Below are 19,871 nucleotides of genomic sequence, written 5' to 3' on the forward strand. Positions count from 1 at the left end.
TCAATGAGTTAGTTAATTGGTTTTAAGACTCGGGGGGATTCTTATAATACTGGTTCTGTATCAGAAACAAAAGTAATAAAAAGTTCTATTTATTTTGAAAGATGCCTTATTTTTTTTGTGTATTTTTTTAAAACGATGATTTCGTTTAAGAAGTGAAAAGGATTTTTGTAAGGGGTGTTAAAATGAGTATGATTCGTGGTTGCGATGTTGAAAAGAGACTTCCAATGTGTTCTAATTGCTTTTAAAGCTTTTAAGTATGTATAGTTTTCTGAATCGTAAATATGCGTTGGTTCAGCAATAATTCCGTTAATTTCTAAGACTTTAAAATCGGTACCATTTTCTAACTCTTCAAACGTATTATATTTTAAATCTACTCTTCCGTAGTACCATCCAGGAATAGATTTACTCAATTGATCAAAAGTGCTAATCAATTTTTTAGTGATAAGATGATTACCGTTTATAAATTGTGTTCCTTTAGAGTGATTTCCTACTGCAGTAAGTTTTATGATTTCGTTTTTCTTCGGAATAGAGTCAAGTTTTTCTTTATGTATTTCAGCAAATAAATCTAGGTATAATTTAGCTCTGTTGTCTTTAAGAATTAACTCTTTTAGGCTAGATGTACCATCTCCAGTAACTGATAAAAAATGTTTTAACGTTAACGAAGAGATTTGACCCGTGTTTTCATTTGGATTTCTATGGTAAAAAACTCCGCATTCATTTTCATAGTCTAGAAACTCCTGAATAATGATGTTGATAGGATACTTTTTAAGATAGTTTTTAAGTTCTTTTTCAGTAACTATTTTTTGAACTAGTAAGCCTCTAAAACCTACATCTGGTTTGGCAATTAAAGGAAAATTAATGTTTTCTTTTTCAAGAGCTAGAAGAATATTCTTAAACTTTGAGTTAGGTTGTACTAAAACCGATTTCGGGCGATGTTTTTTTGGGACTAATAAAATGGTTTCGTACTTGCTTTCTGTTCCGTTTCCTGAACTTTTTATACACGGATTTGTAGCACTAAAAAAAGCTAAATGTTTGGCTCTTAGTGCTAAATAAAAAGCATAAGGCAGGTTAGGGAGATAAAACATAGGTGAAGGCCAGTGTTCCCAATTGGTAAGCTTTTGTATGGTGTTACTTTTTTTCAAAAAGGTAATCTAGTAAGGTTTTAAATGTTTTAAAACCGAAATATACGGTAAAAAGAGTTAATGAAACTCCAATGGTTAATAAGCTATAAGCAAAGAAAACTTTTGGTGCTTCTTTAAAAATACGTAACGCTTTAAAAGCGATACTTAATACCAGAGGAGAAGCAATAAGTAATCCTAAAAAGATTAAGAGTTTTTTTATGCCTTTTTCTAAAGTAGAATCGTTACCCATTGTTAAAATTTTTAATAGCTTCTCTAACACTTCCGTGTTTTTTTAATAAGTCTGCTGCAGTTTTTTGATCTATTTGTAATTCAGTCATTAGCATTTTTTCACCTCTGTCAACTAGTTTGTTGTTAGATAGTTGCATATCTACCATTTTATTTCCTTTTACTTTTCCTAATTGAATCATGCTAGCTGTAGAAAGCATATTTAGCACTAATTTTTGTGCTGTTCCTGCTTTCATTCGGGAACTTCCAGTTACAAATTCAGGACCTACAACAACTTCAATAGGAAACTGTGCAGTTAATGCTAAGGGGCTTCCTTGATTACAAGTTATACAGCCTGTGACTATATTGTTTTCGTTACATTTTTCTAGAGCCGATATCACATACGGAGTAGTCCCAGAAGCAGCAATACCAACAACAACATCTTTGGATGATAAGTTGTGTTTTTGTAAATCTTCCCAACCTTGTGTAGTTGAATCTTCTGCAAACTCTACTGCTTTTCTAATAGCATAGTCACCACCAGCAATTAAGCCAACAACCAATTCATGTGGTACGCCAAAAGTAGGAGGACATTCACTTGCATCAACAATTCCTAATCTACCACTAGTTCCTGCTCCCATATAAAACAATCGTCCACCTTCCTTAAGCTTTGAAATAATTTGTAGGGTTAGTTTTTCTATTTGTGGTAAAGCTTTTTCAACAGCTAAAGGAACTGTTTTATCTTCATTATTAATGTTAGTTAATAACTCAGAAATACTCATTTGTTCTAAGTTATTGTACTTAGAATCTTGCTCGGTCGTTTTGATAAACTTCATGCTTCAAATTTACTAATTAAAAAGTTTAAGGAAGAAGCGTGACGTTTATAATTTTTTAGTGTCTAATTATATAAAACCTAACGATATTTATTTGGGATTATAATTAATAATTTGGGGAAGTTGTTATTTAATAAATTGTTTAGTTTCCTTATTTAAACAAAAAAGCAGGTGAGAAATCACCTGCTTTTTTGTTTATTAAAAGTTGTTATACTGATTAAATACTCTGTAAAATTGTATTAAAAGTAGTGCTAGGTCGCATAACATCATCAGCTAAAGTATCATTAGGTTCGTAGTAACCACCTATATTTACGGCCTTTCCTTGAACAGTGTTTAGCTCATTTACAATTGTAGTTTCTTTAGTAGCCATTTTTTCAGCTATTGGAGCAAACTGAGCTTTTAATTCAGCATCTTTGTCCTGAGTAGCTAAAGCTTGAGCCCAGTACATTGCTAAATAAAAGTGTGAACCTCTGTTGTCTAACTCTCCAGTTTTTCTTGAAGGCCCTTTTTTGTTGTCTAACAACTTGCTTGTTGCATCGTCTAAGGTTTCTGCTAAAACTTTTGCTTTACTATTGTCATTTGTTTCACCTAAGTGTTCTAAAGAAACAGCTAAAGCTAAAAATTCACCTAAAGAATCCCAGCGTAAGTGGTTTTCTTCTACTAATTGCTCAACGTGTTTAGGAGCAGATCCACCAGCACCCGTTTCAAACAATCCACCACCATTCATTAATGGTACGATAGATAACATTTTTGCTGAAGTTCCTAATTCTAAAATAGGGAATAAGTCAGTTAAGTAGTCACGTAATACATTTCCTGTTACAGAAATAGTTTCTTTACCTGCTTTAACTCTCTCTAAAGTATATTTAGTAGCTTCTACTTGAGATAAGATTTTAATTTCTAATCCAGTAGTATCGTGATCTTGTAAGTACTTTTCTACTTTTTTAATAATCTCTCTATCATGAGCTCTTTCTTCACCCAGCCAAAAAACTGCAGGAGCTCCTGTAGCTCTTGCACGAGTAACAGCTAATTTTACCCAATCTTGAATAGGTGCGTCTTTTGTTTGACACATTCTCCAAATATCGCCAGCTTCAACAGTATGCTCTAATAAAGTAGTTCCGTCGGCATCAATCACTTCAACTTTTCCGTTAGAAGTAATTTCAAATGTTTTATCATGAGAACCGTATTCTTCAGCCTTTTGAGCCATTAAACCTACGTTAGGAACTGTACCCATTGTAGTAGGATCAAAAGCACCATTCTTTTTACAGAAATCAATAGTTTCTTGGTATAAACCAGCATAAGAACTATCAGGAATTACAGCTTTAGCATCTTGAGGTTTTCCTTCTTTATTCCACATTTGACCTGAAGTACGAATCATTGCCGGCATAGAAGCATCAATAATTACGTCAGAAGGAACGTGTAAATTGGTAATTCCTTTGTCAGAATTTACCATTGCAACATCAGCGTTACTAGTGTAAATAGCTTCAATATCTGCTAGAATTTCTGCTTTTTTATCAGCAGATAACTCTTCAAGGTTACTTAGTAAGTTACCAAAACCGTTATTTACATCTACACCAATTTCTTTAAAGGTATTACCATGCTTAGCAAATAAATCTTTAAAGAAAACACGAACAGCATGACCAAAAATAATAGGGTCAGAAACCTTCATCATGGTTGCTTTCATATGTAAAGAGAATAATACTCCTTTGTCGTTAGCGTCTTTAACTTGTTCTTCTAAGAAAGTTAATAATGCTTTTTTACTCATTACAGAAGCATCAATAACTTCTTTCGCTAATAATGATAAGTTATCTTTTAATATAGTTTTGTTTCCATTATCATCTGTATGTACAATTTGTACATTAGTTGCATTTGGTAGAGTAACTGATTTCTCACTATGTGCAAAATCACCTTCTGTCATTGTTGAAACGTGAGTTTTAGAGTCAGAACTCCAAGCTCCCATTGAATGAGGGTTCTTTTTTGCGTAATTTTTTACAGCTTTTGGAGCTCTACGGTCAGAGTTACCTTCACGTAAAACAGGATTTACAGCAGAACCTTTTACTTTATTATAACGTGCTAAAACAGCTTTTTCTTCATCAGTTGTAGCTTCTTCTGGGTAATCAGGTAAAGCATATCCTAAAGCTTGTAGTTCTTTTATAGCCGCTTTTAATTGAGGAACAGAAGCTGAAATGTTAGGAAGTTTAATAATGTTAGCTTCTGGTTTTTTAGCTAGGTCACCTAAAAAAGCTAAAGCATCTTCTACTTGTTGTTCTTTTGTTAAGTAGTCTGAAAAGTTAGCAAGAATACGACCAGCAAGAGAAATATCTTTGGTTTCTATTTCTATGTTAGATGATTTTGTAAAAGCTTTTACGATAGGTAAAAACGAACGTGTAGCTAATGCTGGAGCTTCATCCGTTTTTGTATACATAATTTTAGCAGTCTTATTCATATTTATATGTAATAATTAAATTATATTTTGAAGTGAGGCAAATTTAAGAATTACGAATGAGTTTTTTGCTGATAAATTATTATTAATTAAGGTGTTTTATTGTGAAAATAATAATATAGCTGCTTAAAATGAAGATTTTGTTATTAAAAAAAAAGCCATATCAAAACAATTTCTTGTAATTAACATGGCTTTCCTGAAATAGTAAGGGCACTGACTTGTATTGCTACATCATCAAATAAAACAGTGTTTATGTTTTTTCCGTAGAAAAAACTACATTACTACTTCAAATTTGAAGTTTCATTTTATAAAAAATCTATTTATAAAACTACTACTTCGATGTTTTTAAACAGGTTCGCTAAATTTAAAACCAATAATACTTATAAACTTATAACTAGAAAATTCTAAATTACTAATAACTTACAATTAATCAAAAATTACGATGGTACTTAGCTCTTTAGTTTAAAAACAAGATATATAAAGAACGTTACTTTAAATGGTTTACTTTGTGTGATTAGTATAGTTGAACTATTTTCTGACGTCACTTATTTGTAAACTCTTTCTCAAAGATAAGAAGTTTTTGTGTAATTACAATGTTTTTAATCTATTAGTTATCAACAGATTGGGTGTTTGGGTTTATTAACAAAATGTGCATAAAAAAAGCACTGTAATAATACAGTGCTTTTACTTCTTGAATGAAAGAAAATCTTAGTGTCTTCTTTCTTTGATTCTTGCTTTCTTACCAGTAAGATCTCTAAAGTAGAAAATACGAGCTCTACGTACTTTACCTCTTTTGTTAATTTCGATCTTTTGAATAGATGGTAAGTTGATTGGGAAGATACGTTCAACCCCTACAGTACCAGACATTTTTCTGATAGTAAATGTTTCAGAAGCTCCACTACCTCTTTTTTGGATAACAACTCCTCTAAAGAACTGAGTACGAACTTTATCTCCTTCTCTAATTTCGTAGTACACTGTAATAGTGTCTCCAGCTGCGAATTCTGGTAATTCGTTTTTTGTTACAAATTCGTCTTGAACAAATTTTACTAAATCCATTTCTATAATTATTTATGGTTGTATAAAAGTAACATACACGATTTTTTCGTCAGAGGTTAATTTTAGTGGCTGCAAATTTAAGTTTTTTATTTTGATAAAAAAAATAAATAAAACGCTGATTATTAGTTAATCTAACAAATCAGGGCGTATTTCTTTGGTGCGTTTGTATGCTTGTTCAGAACGCCACTCTTCAATTTTTGGGAAGTTACCAGATAATAAAACTTCTGGTACTTTCATTCCTTCATATTCAGAAGGTCTTGTGTATACTGGTGGTGATAGTAAATTATCCTGAAAACTATCTGTTAAGGCTGATGTTTCATCTCCTAAAACTCCAGGAATTAATCGTATTACTGCATCGCATAAAACAGCAGCAGCTAATTCTCCTCCAGTTAATACATAATCTCCAATAGATATTTCTTTAGTAACAAACTTATCACGTACACGTTGGTCAACACCTTTATAATGTCCCGTTAAAATAATAATATTTTCTTGTAAAGAAAGTGTGTTCGCAGTAGCTTGATTTAAGGTTTTAGCATCAGGAGTCATGTAAATGATTTCATCATAATTTCTTTCCGATTGTAATTTTTCAATACACTTAGCAATGGGTTCAATCATTAAAACCATACCTGCACCTCCACCAAATTGGTAATCGTCTACTTGACGATAATTCCCAAAACCGTATTCTCTTAAGTTGTGAAAATGGACTTCAGCTAAGCCTTTTTCAATAGCCCTTTTCATCATTGAGTTTTCAAATGGACTTTTAATTAAGTCTGGTTCAACCGTAATAATATCTATTCGCATGCGGCAAAGATATATCTTTTGAGGGATATTTTACTGTGAGAATATTTTTTTGAATTTCTTAGGAAGTTCTTTTGTAATCGTTATTTTTTCTTTAGAAAAAGGGTGTGTAAAGGATAGGGTAGATGCATGTAAGAATAACCCCTTTCTGTGTAAGACTAAATCTTCTAAAAAGTATTCTTTATCTCCTAAAATCGGATTACCAATACTAAAAAGATGCTTACGTAATTGATGCTTTCTTCCTGTTTTTGGGTGTAGTTTTACCAGATTTAGATGACCAAATCGAGGAGAGGTAACTGTTTGAATAACTTCAAACAAGGTTAAAGCATTTTTATCGTCAATAGGTAAATCGATTTCTCCATTTCGTTTCATTTTACCAATGCAAACTGCATGATACGTTTTTTGAATTTCTTTTTGTTCAAAAAGCTTATTAAGAGAAATGATACTTTCGGTTGTTTTTCCAATGAGTAGTAATCCGCTAGTAGGATAATCTAATCGGTGTACTGGTCGGGGACGAGTAGCAGTTGGTAAGGTGCTTTTTTGTAGGTTTTGGGTTAGTGCATTGTCAATCGTGGCAAAAGAGTTTCCACTAACTAAAATTCCAGCAGGCTTATAAATAATCGCTAAATAATCATCTTCAAAAAGAATTTCTAAAGGGAAATTGAAGTGTTTTTTAAAGGTGTTATCTTCAGCTTGAAATAATTCAATGGTTTCGTTTCCTTTAATAAATAATGCGGTAGTAGAAGGTTTTCCGTTAACAAATATTAAGTTGTTTTTAATAGCTTTTTTTAGCCCAGATTTTGTGGGTAATGAAGCAAAAATACCAACGCCATATTCTTGTAATCGAATAGGTTTATATAAAGGAGGAACTTTATGTGTTTCAATTAAAATCATTAAAAACCAATAGCAGTATCGTCTCCTCTAGGATCGGCACCGCCTTCTAGTTTACCATTAGGAAGTACTAAAATAGCATCCACTTTTCCGATAACAGGTGAGTTTGTTTCATCTAATTTGTATCCTAATTGTTGTAAGTCTTTTTTTACTTGTTTGTTAAAACCTTTGGGCTCCATTTTAATAACATCAGGTAGCCATTGGTGATGGAAACGTGGTTGATTCACGGCTTCTTGCATTCCCATGTTAAATTCATGAACATTTAAAATGGTTTGTAATACGGAAGTAATAATTGTTGAGCCTCCAGGAGTTCCTACAACCATATGTAGTTGACCATTTTTCTCTACAATAGTAGGAGTCATAGAACTCAACATACGTTTTTCAGGTTCTATTTTATTAGCTTCAGCTCCAACTAAACCGAACATGTTTGGTACACCTGGTTTGCTTGAAAAATCATCCATTTCGTTGTTTAAGAAGAACCCTAAGTCAGCGCAATATAGCTTAGAACCATAAGCACCGTTAATTGTTGTGGTAGCAGAAACAGCATTTCCAAATTGATCAACAATAGAGTAGTGGGTGGTTTCATCACTCTCAATCATAGTAATGCTTCCATGAGAGACATCGGTAGAAGAAGTTGCTTTTTTAAAAGAAAAATCATTCATTCGATTTTTTGTGTATTCTTTACTTTTGAGAGTTTCAATTGGAATTTTTACAAAGTCTGGATCACCTAAATAAAAACTTCTATCTGCGTAGGCTCTACGTTCTGCTTCTGTGATAACTTGTATGGACTTTGTTGAGTTATGCCCAAACTTGTCTAAGTCAAAAGGTTCAATTCCATTCATAATTTGTGCTAAACAAATTCCACCACTAGCAGGTGGGGACATAGAAATGATACGTAAATTGTCGTAGGTAAAGGTAATTGGGGTTCTCCATTTAGCTTCGTATTTAGCCAAATCTTCTTCAGTCATAATTCCGCCATTTGCCTGGATAAAAGTAACGAGACGTTTTGCTGTTTCACCTTTATAAAATTCGTCTCTACCATTTTGTGAAATATGCTCTAAAGTTTTGGCTAAAGCAGGATATTTAATAGTGTCACCCTTTTTCCAAGGTTTATCAAAAAGAATAGGGTTTTTGTTTACTTCTAAAAAATAATGTTGGTATTTTTTTATACGGTCTTCTTGTTTTTGAGTAACAATAACTCCTTTTTTAGCTAAGGCAATGACTGGTTTTAAGATTTCTTGAATAGGTAATGAACCGAATTTTTTATGTGTAGCAAAAACACCAGCAACTGTTCCTGGGATTCCTACTGCCATAGCCCCTAATGTACTTTTGTTTTTAATTACATTTCCTAAGCTATCTAAATACATATCTTTATGAGAAGCAAGAGGCGCTTTTTCACGATAATCTAATGCGCCAATTTCTCCTGTGTTTTTTCGGTATACCATAAAACCACCACCACCAAGGTTTCCTGCATGTGGATATGCTACAGCCAACGCTAATTCAGTGGCAACCATAGCATCAAAAGCATTTCCTCCTTTTTGTAAAATATCTGAACCGATTTTTGAAGCTTCTTTACGAGCAGAAACAACCATTGCTTTTTCGGTAATTACCCCCGTAACTTTATCTTTTTTACAACTATATAATGTTATAAATACTGTAAGAAGTAAGAATGTTTTTTTCATGAGTTTTAACTTAATTCTTCTAGTTTTTGATGCGAAAAAGTGCGTAAATCTTCAAAAAATGTGGTAAAATCGTTTTCAAAAATAGTATAATGTTCTAGTAAGTCTTCTGTAGCTAAATTCATATGAGATTTACCATTCGTGCGTCTGTTCATTCCGCTTAATACTTCTTGAATACCTTTGGCAAACTGATAGTTGTATAGCCAGTTATACTCAATCATGTAAGGAAGCATATCCTGAGTTTTTTGAGGAAGAATAGTGATGTTTTTTTGCAGTAAATTGTAAACAGAATCGACATAAACGTCTAATGGAATTTGTGAATAATTTTTCCAGTTTTTAGCTAAATAATGATCGTAAAAAATATCAATAATAACTCCATCATAATGGCGGTACCTTTCGTGAAGTCGACGTTTGCTAATCCTAACAATTTCATGCGCATCTGTGTAAGTGTCTATTTCTCGGTGTAATAAAATCCCTTTTTGAATATCTTCATGATAGTGAGAGAAGTTTTTTCCTTTTACATGATCGGCAATAAAGTTACCAATCATTACATTGGTGTTATTATCGGAAAGGTATAAATGCGCTAAAAAATTCATTTTATAAATGTAAACAAAAAACCACAACTGAAAAGTTGTGGTTTGAAAGTTTATGTGTAAAATTTAGTTTTTTACTGGAGTATTCTTTAAAATCTCTAATAAAAATTCCCAGAATTTTTGTGTTGATGATATTTGTGCGCGTTCATCAGGTGAATGAGCACCTTTAATATTTGGTCCGAAAGAAACCATATCCATTTCTGGATAGTTTTGACCTAAAATACCACATTCTAATCCTGCGTGACATGCAGCTACGATAGGTTTTTCGTTGTGTAATTCTTCGTATAAGTCAGTTACAGTTTTTAATATTTCAGAATTTACGTTTGGTAACCATCCTGGGTAAGAACCTGAAAATTCTACATCAAAACCAGCTAATTCAAAAGATGAACGTAACGAGTTGGCTAAATCCCATTTATTAGTTTCAGAAGAAGAACGTGTTAAACATCCAATTTTAATAGCTCCGTCTTTTACAATAATACGAGCAATATTATTTGAAGTTTCTACTAATCCTTCAATATCAGGACTCATACGGTATACACCATTTAAAGCAGCGTAAACAGCTTTAATCAATCCTTCCTGAACACCTAAGTCCATTACGTTTTCTGGAGTATTAATCTCTTTTAATTCAATAGTAAGGTTAGGTTCTAATGTTGAAAACTCAGCTTTAATATTGTTAATAAGCTCATGTATTTCAAATAAGAAAGGTTCTTTAGAAACAGCATCAATAACTACAGTAGAAAAGCTTTCACGAGGGATAGCATTACGTAAACTACCTCCATTAATTTCTGCAACACGTAATCCGAAGTTAGTAAAACCGTCAAATAATAAACGGTTCATAATTTTATTCGCGTTTCCTAAACCTTTAATAATATCCATTCCTGAGTGACCACCATTTAATCCTGTAACAGAAATTTCATAGGCAATTGTATTTTCAGGAGTAGTCTCTTCATTATAACTTCTAGTAGCAGTAACATCTACACCACCAGCGCATCCCATTCCTATTTCATCATCTTCCTCAGTGTCAAGGTTCAATAAAATTTCACCTTCTAATAATCCACCTTCAAGCCCCATGGCACCAGTCATACCTGTTTCCTCATCAATTGTGAATAAAGCTTCGATAGCTGGGTGAGCAATATCAGTAGACTCTAAAACTCCCATAATAGCAGCAACGCCTAAACCGTTGTCAGCTCCTAACGTAGTTCCGTCAGCTTTTACCCAATCACCATCTACAAACATTTTGATCCCTTCAGTGTCAAAATCAAAAACAGTATCAGCATTTTTTTGGTGTACCATATCTAAATGGCTTTGCATAACGACTGTTTTTCTGTCTTCCATTCCAGTTGAAGCAGGCTTGCGAATAATTACATTCCCAACTTTATCAACCATGGTTTCAAGATTTAATTTCTTACCGAAATCTACCATAAACTGAATTACTCTTTCTTCTTTTTTAGAAGGGCGAGGTACAGCGTTTAAGTCGGCAAAATTTTTCCAAACAGCTTTTGGTTCTAGGTTTCTTATCTCTGAATTCATGTGAATTGAAGTTTTAATTTTAAAGCTACGAAGATACTTAATCCTTATCGAAAAATTGTAAATTCGCAACATGGATTTTTCGTCAAAATTATTAGAAAATGCAGTAAATGAAGTAAGTCGGTTACCTGGAATAGGTAAGCGTACAGCACTTCGTTTGGTGTTACATTTATTAAAACAACCGAAAGAGAACACGAAGTATTTAACAGAGGCTTTAACGCATTTGCGTAACGATGTAAAATCGTGTAAGAAATGTCATAATATTTCTGATACTGTGTTATGTGATATTTGTAGCAATCCTAAGCGAAATGCAGAGATTGTATGTGTGGTAGAAGATATTCGTGATGTTATGGCGATTGAAAATACAGCACAATACAGAGGTCTGTATCATGTGTTAGGAGGAAAAATTTCACCTATTGAAGGAATTGGTCCTCAAAACTTACAAATTGAATCATTAGTTGAAAAAGTAAAAGAAGGCGAGATTAAAGAGTTGATTTTTGCTCTCAGTTCTACGATGGAAGGTGATACCACCAATTTTTATATTTATAAACAGATAGAAAAATACGGAGTTACAACATCAACGATTGCTAGAGGAATTTCAGTAGGAGACGAGTTAGAGTATGCAGATGAGGTTACGTTGGGACGTAGTATTATAAATAGAATACCTTTTGAACAGTCAATAAAGGGATAATTTTAAAAGAAAGAGGAAAGACTAATTAAATAAAAGTTACTACTTCTAACTATTTATCATAATATACTACAATAGAAGATTGAAAAACTATTTTTTAGAGAGTATAGTGTTGAAAAAATATTATTAAATATTTATAGAGGCAAGGGCTAGTTGGGTAGTAAAATTTGATATTTTGTAGAGTTTTTATTTTCTCTAAGTTCAATAGAGTTAACTTTAAAGGTTATGTGGTTTTTGTTAGATAACTCAAATGAAGAATTACCAAGAGCTTTCCATGTGCCAGTTATTTCTTCGGTTAAAACACAATCAATAGTAGATTCGCCCATGTTATATATTTGAGCATTGTATGTTTTGTCTTCTTTGAAAGAAAATGATGTTAAAGTTCTACAATAGGGTATAGGTATTTCTCCTGTTTCATCGTGTATAAATTTTAAGTTCCAATTACCAACTATAGAGTTGTCAACTATTTCGCTGTTAGAAGAACAAGAGTGTAATACACTCGATATAATAATTGATAAAACTAAAATCTTTTTCATAGTGTTATTGTTTGTGTTTTCTTTTATATAGGGTTATTTGTTCAATTTTTTATCCTTCTCAATCAACTCTTGTTCGTATTTATCCCACGATTTTTTAGCTCTTACTTTTTTATAGTAACGAATACCAATCATCAATAATACTCCAAATAAGATAATTCCTACAACGCCCCAAATCCAGTTAATTGCACTTTTTAAAACGACTAAAAAGACAACAGCAAATAAAATTACTGTTGGAATTTCATTAAACATTCGAAGTTTATTAGGTGTGTATTTAATCTCATCACGTTGTAGTTCTTTGTAGATTTTATGACAAAAACCGTGGTAAAAATACAGCGCTAATACGAAAGCTAGTTTAACATGCATCCACGGCATTTTTAAATAATAAGGGTTTTTATATAGCATCCAAAAAGCAAAAAAACTTGCTAAAAATAAAGAAGGCCAAGTAATAATGTACCATAAACGTTTAGACATTAATTTGTATTGGGTTTGTAATATAGACTTGGCTGGCTCGTCTTTTTTTTCTGCCTCTACATGGTAAATAAACAGACGACCTATGTAAAATAATCCTGCAAACCAAGTTACTACAAATATTATGTGTAATGCTTTTACGTAATAAAAATCCATGATTAATCCTTATTGAAATCGTTAATCCATCCTGCTAAAGCATCTACCCATTCGTCATTATCATTAATACAAGGAACAGTGTAAAACTCTTCACCACCAGCTTCCAAAAATTCATGTTTACCCTCCATTGCTATTTCTTCTAAAGTTTCTAAACAATCAGAAACAAAAGCGGGAGTTACTATCGCTAGTTTTTTTATGCTTTCTTTTTCAGCTTTGTTAACAATAGTTCTGTCGGTATAAGGTTGTAGCCAAGGATCTACACCTAAGCGAGATTGAAATGAAGTTGATACTTTATTTTCGTCTAGACCTAATTCAGAAATCACATTTTTAGTGGTTTGATAACATTGGTGACGGTAGCAATATTTATGAGCTTCAGAAGAAGTATTACAACAACTTAAATTTCCTGCCTCAGGGTTACAGTGCGATTTTGTAATGTCAGATTTTCTGATGTGTCGCTCAGGTACTCCATGATAAGAGAATAAAATATGGTCGTAATCTTTATCAGATAAATAATCTTTTATGCTATTAGATAATGCTTTGATGTATTCTGGTTTGTTATAGAAAGCAGGTACATCGGTAATTTTCATGTTAGGAAAGAATTCTTTTCTTAACTCTTCAGCCAATACCAAAATAGTCTCAGTAGTTGCCATGGCAAACTGAGGATATAACGGAACTAATAAAACTTCAGTAACCCCCTTATCATGTAATTCTTGTAATCCACTTTTAATTGATGGATTTCCATAACGCATTGCTAAAGCAACAGGGAGTTCTGTTTTTGCTTGTACTTTGTTTTGTAAACGTTCTGATAGTACAATTAAAGGAGAGCCTTCTTCCCACCAAATTTTTTGATAGGCTTCTGCCGATTTTTTAGGACGAGTATTTAAAATAATACCTTTAACAATAAATGTTCTTAACCAATAAGGAACGTCAATAACACGTTCATCCATTAAAAATTCCCCTAAGTATTTTTTTACGTCTTTCGGGTTTGTACTTTCTGGTGATCCAAGGTTTACTAATAAAACTCCTTTCATATTTTGGCTGAATTTATTTCAGAATCTTTTTATTTAATTGGTTTGTTGTTTCGTATAGAGCAATAGCTAAACTATGAATTACATTCATGCTAGAGTTGCGCCCATACATTGGTATAGCTACAGTTGCATCTACTAAGTTAACGTTTTCTATACCGTTTCTTTCGCTACCCAAAAGTAACACAATTTTAGAATGTGGACTGAAATCATAATCGCTAATATTTATACTTTCATCGGTAATTTCAATTCCAATAATTGTGTTTCCTTCTCTTTTTAATTGATGAATAAGCTGTTCAAAATTCCCATAGGTATCATATGGTATTTGTTGAATAGTATTTCTAGCAGTTTTCTTAACAATTCTGTTATCAATAGAAGGAGAACTTTCATGTAAATAGATTTTAGACACTCCAAAACTTTCAGAAATACGAAAGCACATTCCTATATTTTCAGGAGTACGGATAGCATCACATACAATAGTTACTGGAAAATCTTGCTGATTATTTTCTATATCATAATGAGTTAGTTGTTTCATTTTTTTTCTGTTCTCTTTTATTGTTGTAAACTCATTACATATTGTTTTGGTGTAGTACCAAACTTCTTTTTAAAAGCAGCAATAAAGTGGCTAGAAGTGCTGTATCCAACATGTAATCCAACCTCATTTACATTATATTGATTACTTTCTAAAAGTTTACGGGCATGATCCATTTTGTAGTCAAACAAAAAGCTATATACTGTATCTCCGTAAATTTGCTTAAATCCTTCTTTTAGCTTTTTAAGATTTAAACCTACTTCATTTGCAAGGTCTTGTAAACTTGGTGGTTCGCTCATTCTTGAGATGATAATATCTTTTGCTTTTCTAATTTTTGAAACCTCTCTGTCATCTACTAAGAAAGGGCAATATTCTTCATTGGTACTTTCTCCGCTATCAAAATGTAAGCTCAATAATTCATATGTTTTACCTTTAATATAAAGATCTCGCATAGAACTTTGGTTTTGAGCTGTTAAAATTTGCTGAAGTACAAACAATACATTAGGGTTTATTTCGGCATTGTCGTAATATTTTTTGTTCTTATTGTTTTCGCTTAAAAAAGGAATATAGCTAGCTTCTTTAGAAAAGAAAGTATGGAATTTTTCAATAGAAATCAATACAGAAACTAGTGAGGTTTTTGGTAAAATCTCTAAGTTAATAGGGAGATTTTGTTGCGGGTTGTATAAGAAAATAGAATGCTTATCTAATACATTAAAGGTATAGCTGTTGTTGTTGAAGTGAAATTTGCAATTCCCTTTAACACAGTAGTGTAGTTGTATATAAGAGTTGTCAATATCTCTTTTGAAAAACTCAGTTTCATCAGAGTTATTTTGGAATTTTAGTACAAAAAACCCCTTTTCTAATAGAACTTCTCTAAATGTACTTTCTGCGATATTTTTTGACATAGATTCTATATGTTTTTAAAAGCCTGTTATTTAGAATGATTCTAAAATAATATACCTATACAAGCCTAAATTACTGCAAAAATACACTTTTGTATAAGTTTTAGGTGTGTTTTTAAGTGAAAAAACAAATAGCGACATTAAAAGTTCTTTTAGCGATACTTTTTTTTATTCAATATTTATATTTTTGACCGACTTTTTTGAAGAAGACTCAATGACAGTAGAAAACAAACAACAGAGCAACTTATACAATATAGGCGTTAGTTACAAAAAAGCTGATGCTGCAATTAGGGGGAAGTTTAGCATTTCTAAAGAAAATCAAAAAGCACTTTTAAAAGAAGCAAAGCAAAACGGTGTAGATGGTATTTTTGTATTGTCTACATGTAACAGAACCGAAATTTGTGGTTTTGCAGAGCACCCTTTTCAGTTAATTAGTATGTTGTGTAAATATTCAAACGGAACTGTTGAAGAATTTGCAGACGTATCAAACGTATATAAAAACAAAGAAGCTATAAACCATTTATTCAGAATGGGAACTGGTTTAGATAGTCAGATTTTAGGAGACTATGAAATCGTAGGTCAGTTACGTCAAGCTTTTAAACAAGCAAAAAAGTTAGGAACTACTAATGCATATTTTGAGCGTTTATTAAATCATGTAATGCAAGCGAGCAAGCGTGTTAAGAACGAAACAAAATTAAGTTCAGGTACAACTTCAGTATCGTATGCTGCAGTGCAATACATTATCAATAATTTACCAGATTACAATTCGAAAAATATTTTAGTTTTCGGGTTAGGTAAAATGGGGAAACATACGTGTAAAAACTTAGCAGAGTATACCCAAAACAAATCGGTAAGTTTAATTAATAGAACAGAAGAGAAAGTTTCTGAGTTTGTAAAAGAACATCCGTTAATTAGAAATGCAAGGTATACTGATTTAACTGCTGAGGTACATAATACAAATGTATTAATAGTATCTACAGGAGCGAGTTTTCCCACAATTACTAAAGAACACATTCCTACAGATAAAGAATTATTGATTTTAGATTTATCAATGCCTGCGAATGTAGCCAAAGAAGTTACTGAATTAGAAAATGTAACAATTGTAAATGTTGATGATTTATCTAAAGTAACTGATGAAACATTGGCAATTCGCCAACAAGAAGTTCCAGTAGCAGAAGCAATTATTGATACTCACAATCAAGAGTTTCAAGAGTGGTTAAATCACAGAAGATTTACACCAGCTATTACAGCGTTAAAAGAATCGTTACAAACGATTCAGCAAGATGAAATAGCATTTCATAAAAAGAAAATTAAAAATTTTGATGAAGAACAAGCAGAGATATTAACATCAAGATTTATTCAAAAAATAACTACACAATTTGTAAAACACTTAAAAGACGAAGAAACTTCGGTAAATACAAGTATTGAGGTAATGGCTAAAGTGTTTGGGGCAAATTTAGAATCCATCCATGCAGAAGATAATTAGAATAGGTACACGTGATAGCCAATTGGCTATGTGGCAAGCAACAAAAGTTCAAAAACTTTTAGAAGAATTAGGACATGAAACTAAAATAATACCCGTTAAATCAGCGGGTGATTTAATTTTAGATAAACCCCTTTATGAGTTAGGAATCACTGGGATTTTTACTAGGAATTTAGATATCGCAATGTTAAATGACGATATTGATATTGCGGTGCATTCCATGAAAGATGTTCCTACAGTATTGCCAGAAGGTATTATACAAGCAGCGGTTTTAAAACGTGCTAATTATAACGATATTTTGTTGTTAAAAGACAATGAGGAATTTATGTCACAACCAAATGGAGTAATTGCAACGGGTAGTTTACGTAGAAAAGCGCAATGGTTAAATCGTTACCCAACTCATAAAGTAGAAGGTTTACGAGGAAACATTAACACACGTTTACAAAAATTAGAAGATAATAACTGGAATGGAGCTGTTTTTGCAGCTGCAGGATTAGAGCGTGTAGGTTTACGACCAAAAGGAGCAGTGAACTTAACTTGGATGATTCCAGCTCCAGCTCAAGGAGCAATCATGATTACTGCTTTAGATGAAAATGAAGAGATCAAAGAGATTTGTGCAGAGTTAAACGATAAAGATACTGAAATCTGTACAGGTATAGAACGTGAGTTCTTAAATCGTTTAGAAGGAGGTTGTACAGCCCCTATTGGAGCGTTGGCTTTTATAAATGAGAAGGAAGAAGAAATTAACTTCAAAGGAATTTTACTAAGTAGAGATGGTAAAAAGAAGATTGAAGTTAGTAAGAAAGTAAAAGTAGGAAAGCATAAATATGTTGCAAAAGATTGCGCAAATTATGTGATTGATAAAGGAGGAAAGCTAATTATGCTGGAAGATGAAGGGATTGAAAAGCAATTTTCAATTTATTCAACAAAAAAACTATCAGAAGCACAAAAGAAATTATTACCAACACATATGAATGTTGAGGATAGCGATTTTATTAAAACCCGTTTTAATAGAATTGCTCCTAAGGTGATTAAGAATGGAATAGAGAATGTAATTATTACGAGTAAAAATGGAGTAGAAGCAATTTTAAACTCTTTTACTTCGGAAGAATTACAATTTAAAAACATTTACTGTGTTGGTCGTAGAACCAAAAAGTTAATCGAGCAACGTATTGGTAAAGTAACACATTCAGAAAATAACGCTAAAAAATTATCTGAATACTTATCAAAAGAACTAAAAGGACAAGAGGTTACTTATTTTTGTAGCGATTTACGTTTAGATACGCTTCCTATGCTTTTAAAAGCGAATGGAGTTACGGTAAATGAAGTAGAAGCTTATAAAACCATGTACAGTCCAACTAAGGTTGATGAGAAGGTGAATGGAGTGTTATTTTATAGTCCGTCAACAGTAGAGAGCTATATGGAGGAAAATGCTGCTGATAAAATAGCTTTTTGTATTGGTGAAAGTACAGCTAAAGAAGCTAAAAAACATTTTAAAGAAGTACAAGTAGCAAAGCTACCAACAGTAGAAAGTGTTATAGAGTTAGTTAATTTACACTTTGTAAAGGAATAAAATGAGAAAGGTGTTTTATTTTACATGTTTTCTATTTCTTTTTAGTTGTAAGAATAAAAAGACAGAAAAGGTTATATATCCACGTCAAGTAGGAGATATTACTTATGATGTAAAATTAGACAACCCAAATTTTATCCCATGTAATGGAGATGATAAAATACTTCAATATTTCAATACAGGTAAAGGAGTAGAATATAGAGGAGGAAAAAAAGAAATAAAAGATTTATTTGAGAAAAACTATACTCATGTAAAAGTGGATGAAAGCGGACTGATAAGGATTCGTTTTATTGTTAATTGTAAAGGAGAAACAGGAAGGTTTAGAGTTATACAAATGAGTGATAACTACGAGCAATTTACTTTTGATGATAGAATTACTAATCAGTTATTGATGATAACTCAAGGTTTAGATGGTTGGAAAGAAAAAGAAAACCACGGAACTAAAATAGATTATTATCAATATTTGACTTTTAAAATTGAAAAAGGAAACCTTATTGAAATTTTACCATGAGAATTATTATAGTTTGTTTGTTAATTTGTTTTACCAGTAATGTTTTTACTCAAAACTGTGATGTTTATAAAAGGCATGGTGAGATTAAAAAATATGAGGCTTGTAAAAAACAAAAAGAAGCATATAAATTTTATCAGTTCACTAAAGAGTATCAAGAATTATTAGATGAAGCTATACAAATAGATTCTACTTATGATAACGCTTATTGGGCAAAATCAATAGCATATTTAAAAAGTGGTGATTTTTTATCTTGGAAACCATTAATAGATAAAGCTGTTGAGTTAAATCCTCAAATGCATTTAGGTTATAGGGGTTGGTGCCGATATCAATTTTTTAGAGATTATAAAGGAGCTATAAGTGATATTGAGGAATATGAAAGAATCATAAAAGATGATATAGGTTATTGTCAAAATGGAGATTACCATTTACTAATAGCAAAAGCAATATGTTATAAAGCAATTGGAGAAAAAGATAAGGCAATCAAAATAATAGAGGATTATTTAAAAGATAATGATGAAGAATCGGACTTGTATAACTATTATCATCTTGGGGTTTTGTATTTCGAAAGAGGAGACTATAATAAAGCTTTAAGTAAGCTTGAAAAGCAAAAGGAGAGTAATAATCTAGCAGACAATAGGTATTATATGGCAATGTGTTATAAAAAAATGAATAACACAAACAAGTATAAAGAAACAATATTAGAAGCAAAAAAGCTGTTTGAAGAAGGGTATTTATTAAATGACCCATATACTCATCATTATGATAAAGTGTATTTGTCTCAAATAGAAGAAGAAATTAATAAAAGTAAAAGATTTAATCCTTAAACTTTTAAACCAAAAT

Annotated in this window: 20 protein-coding genes; 5 read left to right on the forward strand and 15 right to left on the reverse strand. The window is 31.9% G+C overall.

Annotation, left to right across the window (positions count from 1 at the left end; all coding sequences use genetic code 11):
• Positions 1–89: 89 nt before the first annotated feature.
• The 10 genes from N534_RS14310 to N534_RS0102395 all read right to left on the reverse strand — a co-directional run bounded on the left by N534_RS14310 (position 90) and on the right by N534_RS0102395 (position 11,163).
• On the reverse strand, positions 90–1,142 hold the full coding sequence (locus tag N534_RS14310; protein ID WP_051435823.1) for a hypothetical protein: 1,053 nt from the start codon (positions 1,140–1,142) through the stop codon (positions 90–92).
• Positions 1,129–1,371, reverse strand: a complete 243-nt coding sequence (locus N534_RS0102355; protein WP_028890937.1) for a DUF6095 family protein — start codon at positions 1,369–1,371, stop codon at positions 1,129–1,131. The genes N534_RS14310 and N534_RS0102355 overlap by 14 nt, the downstream gene beginning before the upstream one ends.
• A complete protein-coding gene (murQ, locus tag N534_RS0102360) occupies positions 1,364–2,179 on the reverse strand; it encodes an N-acetylmuramic acid 6-phosphate etherase (RefSeq protein ID WP_028890938.1) in 816 nt (271 codons plus the stop codon). The genes N534_RS0102355 and murQ overlap by 8 nt, the downstream gene beginning before the upstream one ends.
• Before the next feature lie 214 nt (positions 2,180–2,393).
• Positions 2,394–4,619 carry an NADP-dependent isocitrate dehydrogenase gene (locus tag N534_RS0102365; protein WP_028890939.1) on the reverse strand — a complete coding sequence of 742 codons (2,226 nt, stop codon included), beginning with the start codon at positions 4,617–4,619 and terminating at the stop codon, positions 2,394–2,396.
• Positions 4,620–5,324: 705 nt separating this feature from the next.
• Positions 5,325–5,672 (reverse strand): 50S ribosomal protein L19, encoded by a 348-nt coding sequence (gene rplS, locus N534_RS0102370; protein WP_028890940.1) that lies wholly within the window; start codon positions 5,670–5,672, stop codon positions 5,325–5,327.
• Positions 5,673–5,798: 126 nt separating this feature from the next.
• Positions 5,799–6,473: a tRNA (guanosine(37)-N1)-methyltransferase TrmD gene (gene trmD, locus N534_RS0102375; protein ID WP_028890941.1), complete on the reverse strand. Its 675-nt coding sequence runs from the start codon at positions 6,471–6,473 to the stop codon at positions 5,799–5,801.
• A gap of 30 nt (positions 6,474–6,503) precedes the next feature.
• The gene (locus tag N534_RS0102380; RefSeq protein WP_028890942.1) at positions 6,504–7,364 is read right to left on the reverse strand and encodes an RluA family pseudouridine synthase; all 861 of its coding nucleotides are present in this window, start codon (positions 7,362–7,364) and stop codon (positions 6,504–6,506) included.
• A complete protein-coding gene (gene ggt, locus N534_RS0102385; RefSeq protein WP_028890943.1) occupies positions 7,364–9,043 on the reverse strand; it encodes a gamma-glutamyltransferase in 1,680 nt (559 codons plus the stop codon). The genes N534_RS0102380 and ggt overlap by 1 nt, the downstream gene beginning before the upstream one ends.
• A gap of 5 nt (positions 9,044–9,048) precedes the next feature.
• Complete coding sequence (locus tag N534_RS0102390; RefSeq protein ID WP_028890944.1) at positions 9,049–9,636, reverse strand: ACP phosphodiesterase; 588 nt, start codon at positions 9,634–9,636, stop codon at positions 9,049–9,051.
• A gap of 63 nt (positions 9,637–9,699) precedes the next feature.
• Positions 9,700–11,163: an aminoacyl-histidine dipeptidase gene (locus N534_RS0102395; protein WP_028890945.1), complete on the reverse strand. Its 1,464-nt coding sequence runs from the start codon at positions 11,161–11,163 to the stop codon at positions 9,700–9,702.
• Positions 11,164–11,233: 70 nt separating this feature from the next.
• On the opposite strand from N534_RS0102395, the gene recR reads away from it, so the two are divergent.
• Positions 11,234–11,851 (forward strand): recombination mediator RecR, encoded by a 618-nt coding sequence (gene recR / locus N534_RS0102400; RefSeq protein WP_028890946.1) that lies wholly within the window; start codon positions 11,234–11,236, stop codon positions 11,849–11,851.
• A gap of 146 nt (positions 11,852–11,997) precedes the next feature.
• On the opposite strand, the gene N534_RS0102405 is transcribed toward recR, so the two are convergent.
• From N534_RS0102405 to N534_RS0102425, 5 genes are read right to left on the reverse strand one after another with little or no spacing between them, the layout of a single operon-like run.
• The gene (locus N534_RS0102405; RefSeq protein ID WP_028890947.1) at positions 11,998–12,384 is read right to left on the reverse strand and encodes a lipocalin family protein; all 387 of its coding nucleotides are present in this window, start codon (positions 12,382–12,384) and stop codon (positions 11,998–12,000) included.
• 33 nt (positions 12,385–12,417) lie between these two features.
• Complete coding sequence (locus N534_RS0102410; protein WP_028890948.1) at positions 12,418–13,008, reverse strand: CopD family protein; 591 nt, start codon at positions 13,006–13,008, stop codon at positions 12,418–12,420.
• A gap of 2 nt (positions 13,009–13,010) precedes the next feature.
• Complete coding sequence (gene hemH, locus N534_RS0102415) at positions 13,011–14,039, reverse strand: ferrochelatase (RefSeq protein WP_028890949.1); 1,029 nt, start codon at positions 14,037–14,039, stop codon at positions 13,011–13,013.
• A gap of 13 nt (positions 14,040–14,052) precedes the next feature.
• A complete protein-coding gene (locus tag N534_RS0102420; protein WP_028890950.1) occupies positions 14,053–14,568 on the reverse strand; it encodes a TrmH family RNA methyltransferase in 516 nt (171 codons plus the stop codon).
• Positions 14,569–14,585: 17 nt separating this feature from the next.
• Positions 14,586–15,470, reverse strand: coding sequence for a helix-turn-helix transcriptional regulator (locus N534_RS0102425; RefSeq protein WP_028890951.1), 885 nt, complete (start codon positions 15,468–15,470; stop codon positions 14,586–14,588).
• Between the two features lie 211 nt (positions 15,471–15,681).
• Between N534_RS0102425 and hemA the strand changes: the two genes are divergently transcribed.
• The 4 genes from hemA to N534_RS0102445 are packed head-to-tail and all read left to right on the forward strand — an operon-like array spanning position 15,682 to position 19,855.
• Positions 15,682–16,953: a glutamyl-tRNA reductase gene (gene hemA / locus N534_RS0102430; RefSeq protein WP_028890952.1), complete on the forward strand. Its 1,272-nt coding sequence runs from the start codon at positions 15,682–15,684 to the stop codon at positions 16,951–16,953.
• A complete protein-coding gene (gene hemC, locus N534_RS0102435; RefSeq protein WP_028890953.1) occupies positions 16,937–18,523 on the forward strand; it encodes a hydroxymethylbilane synthase in 1,587 nt (528 codons plus the stop codon). The genes hemA and hemC overlap by 17 nt, the downstream gene beginning before the upstream one ends.
• 1 nt (position 18,524) lies before the next feature.
• Complete coding sequence (locus N534_RS0102440) at positions 18,525–19,031, forward strand: hypothetical protein (protein WP_028890954.1); 507 nt, start codon at positions 18,525–18,527, stop codon at positions 19,029–19,031.
• Positions 19,028–19,855, forward strand: a complete 828-nt coding sequence (locus N534_RS0102445; protein WP_028890955.1) for a lipopolysaccharide assembly protein LapB — start codon at positions 19,028–19,030, stop codon at positions 19,853–19,855. Before N534_RS0102440 ends, N534_RS0102445 begins: the two co-directional genes overlap by 4 nt.
• Positions 19,856–19,871: the final 16 nt, after the last annotated feature.

Source organism: Tenacibaculum sp. 47A_GOM-205m (assembly GCF_000518405.1).
In the GTDB taxonomy this organism is placed as follows: domain Bacteria; phylum Bacteroidota; class Bacteroidia; order Flavobacteriales; family Flavobacteriaceae; genus Polaribacter; species Polaribacter lutimaris.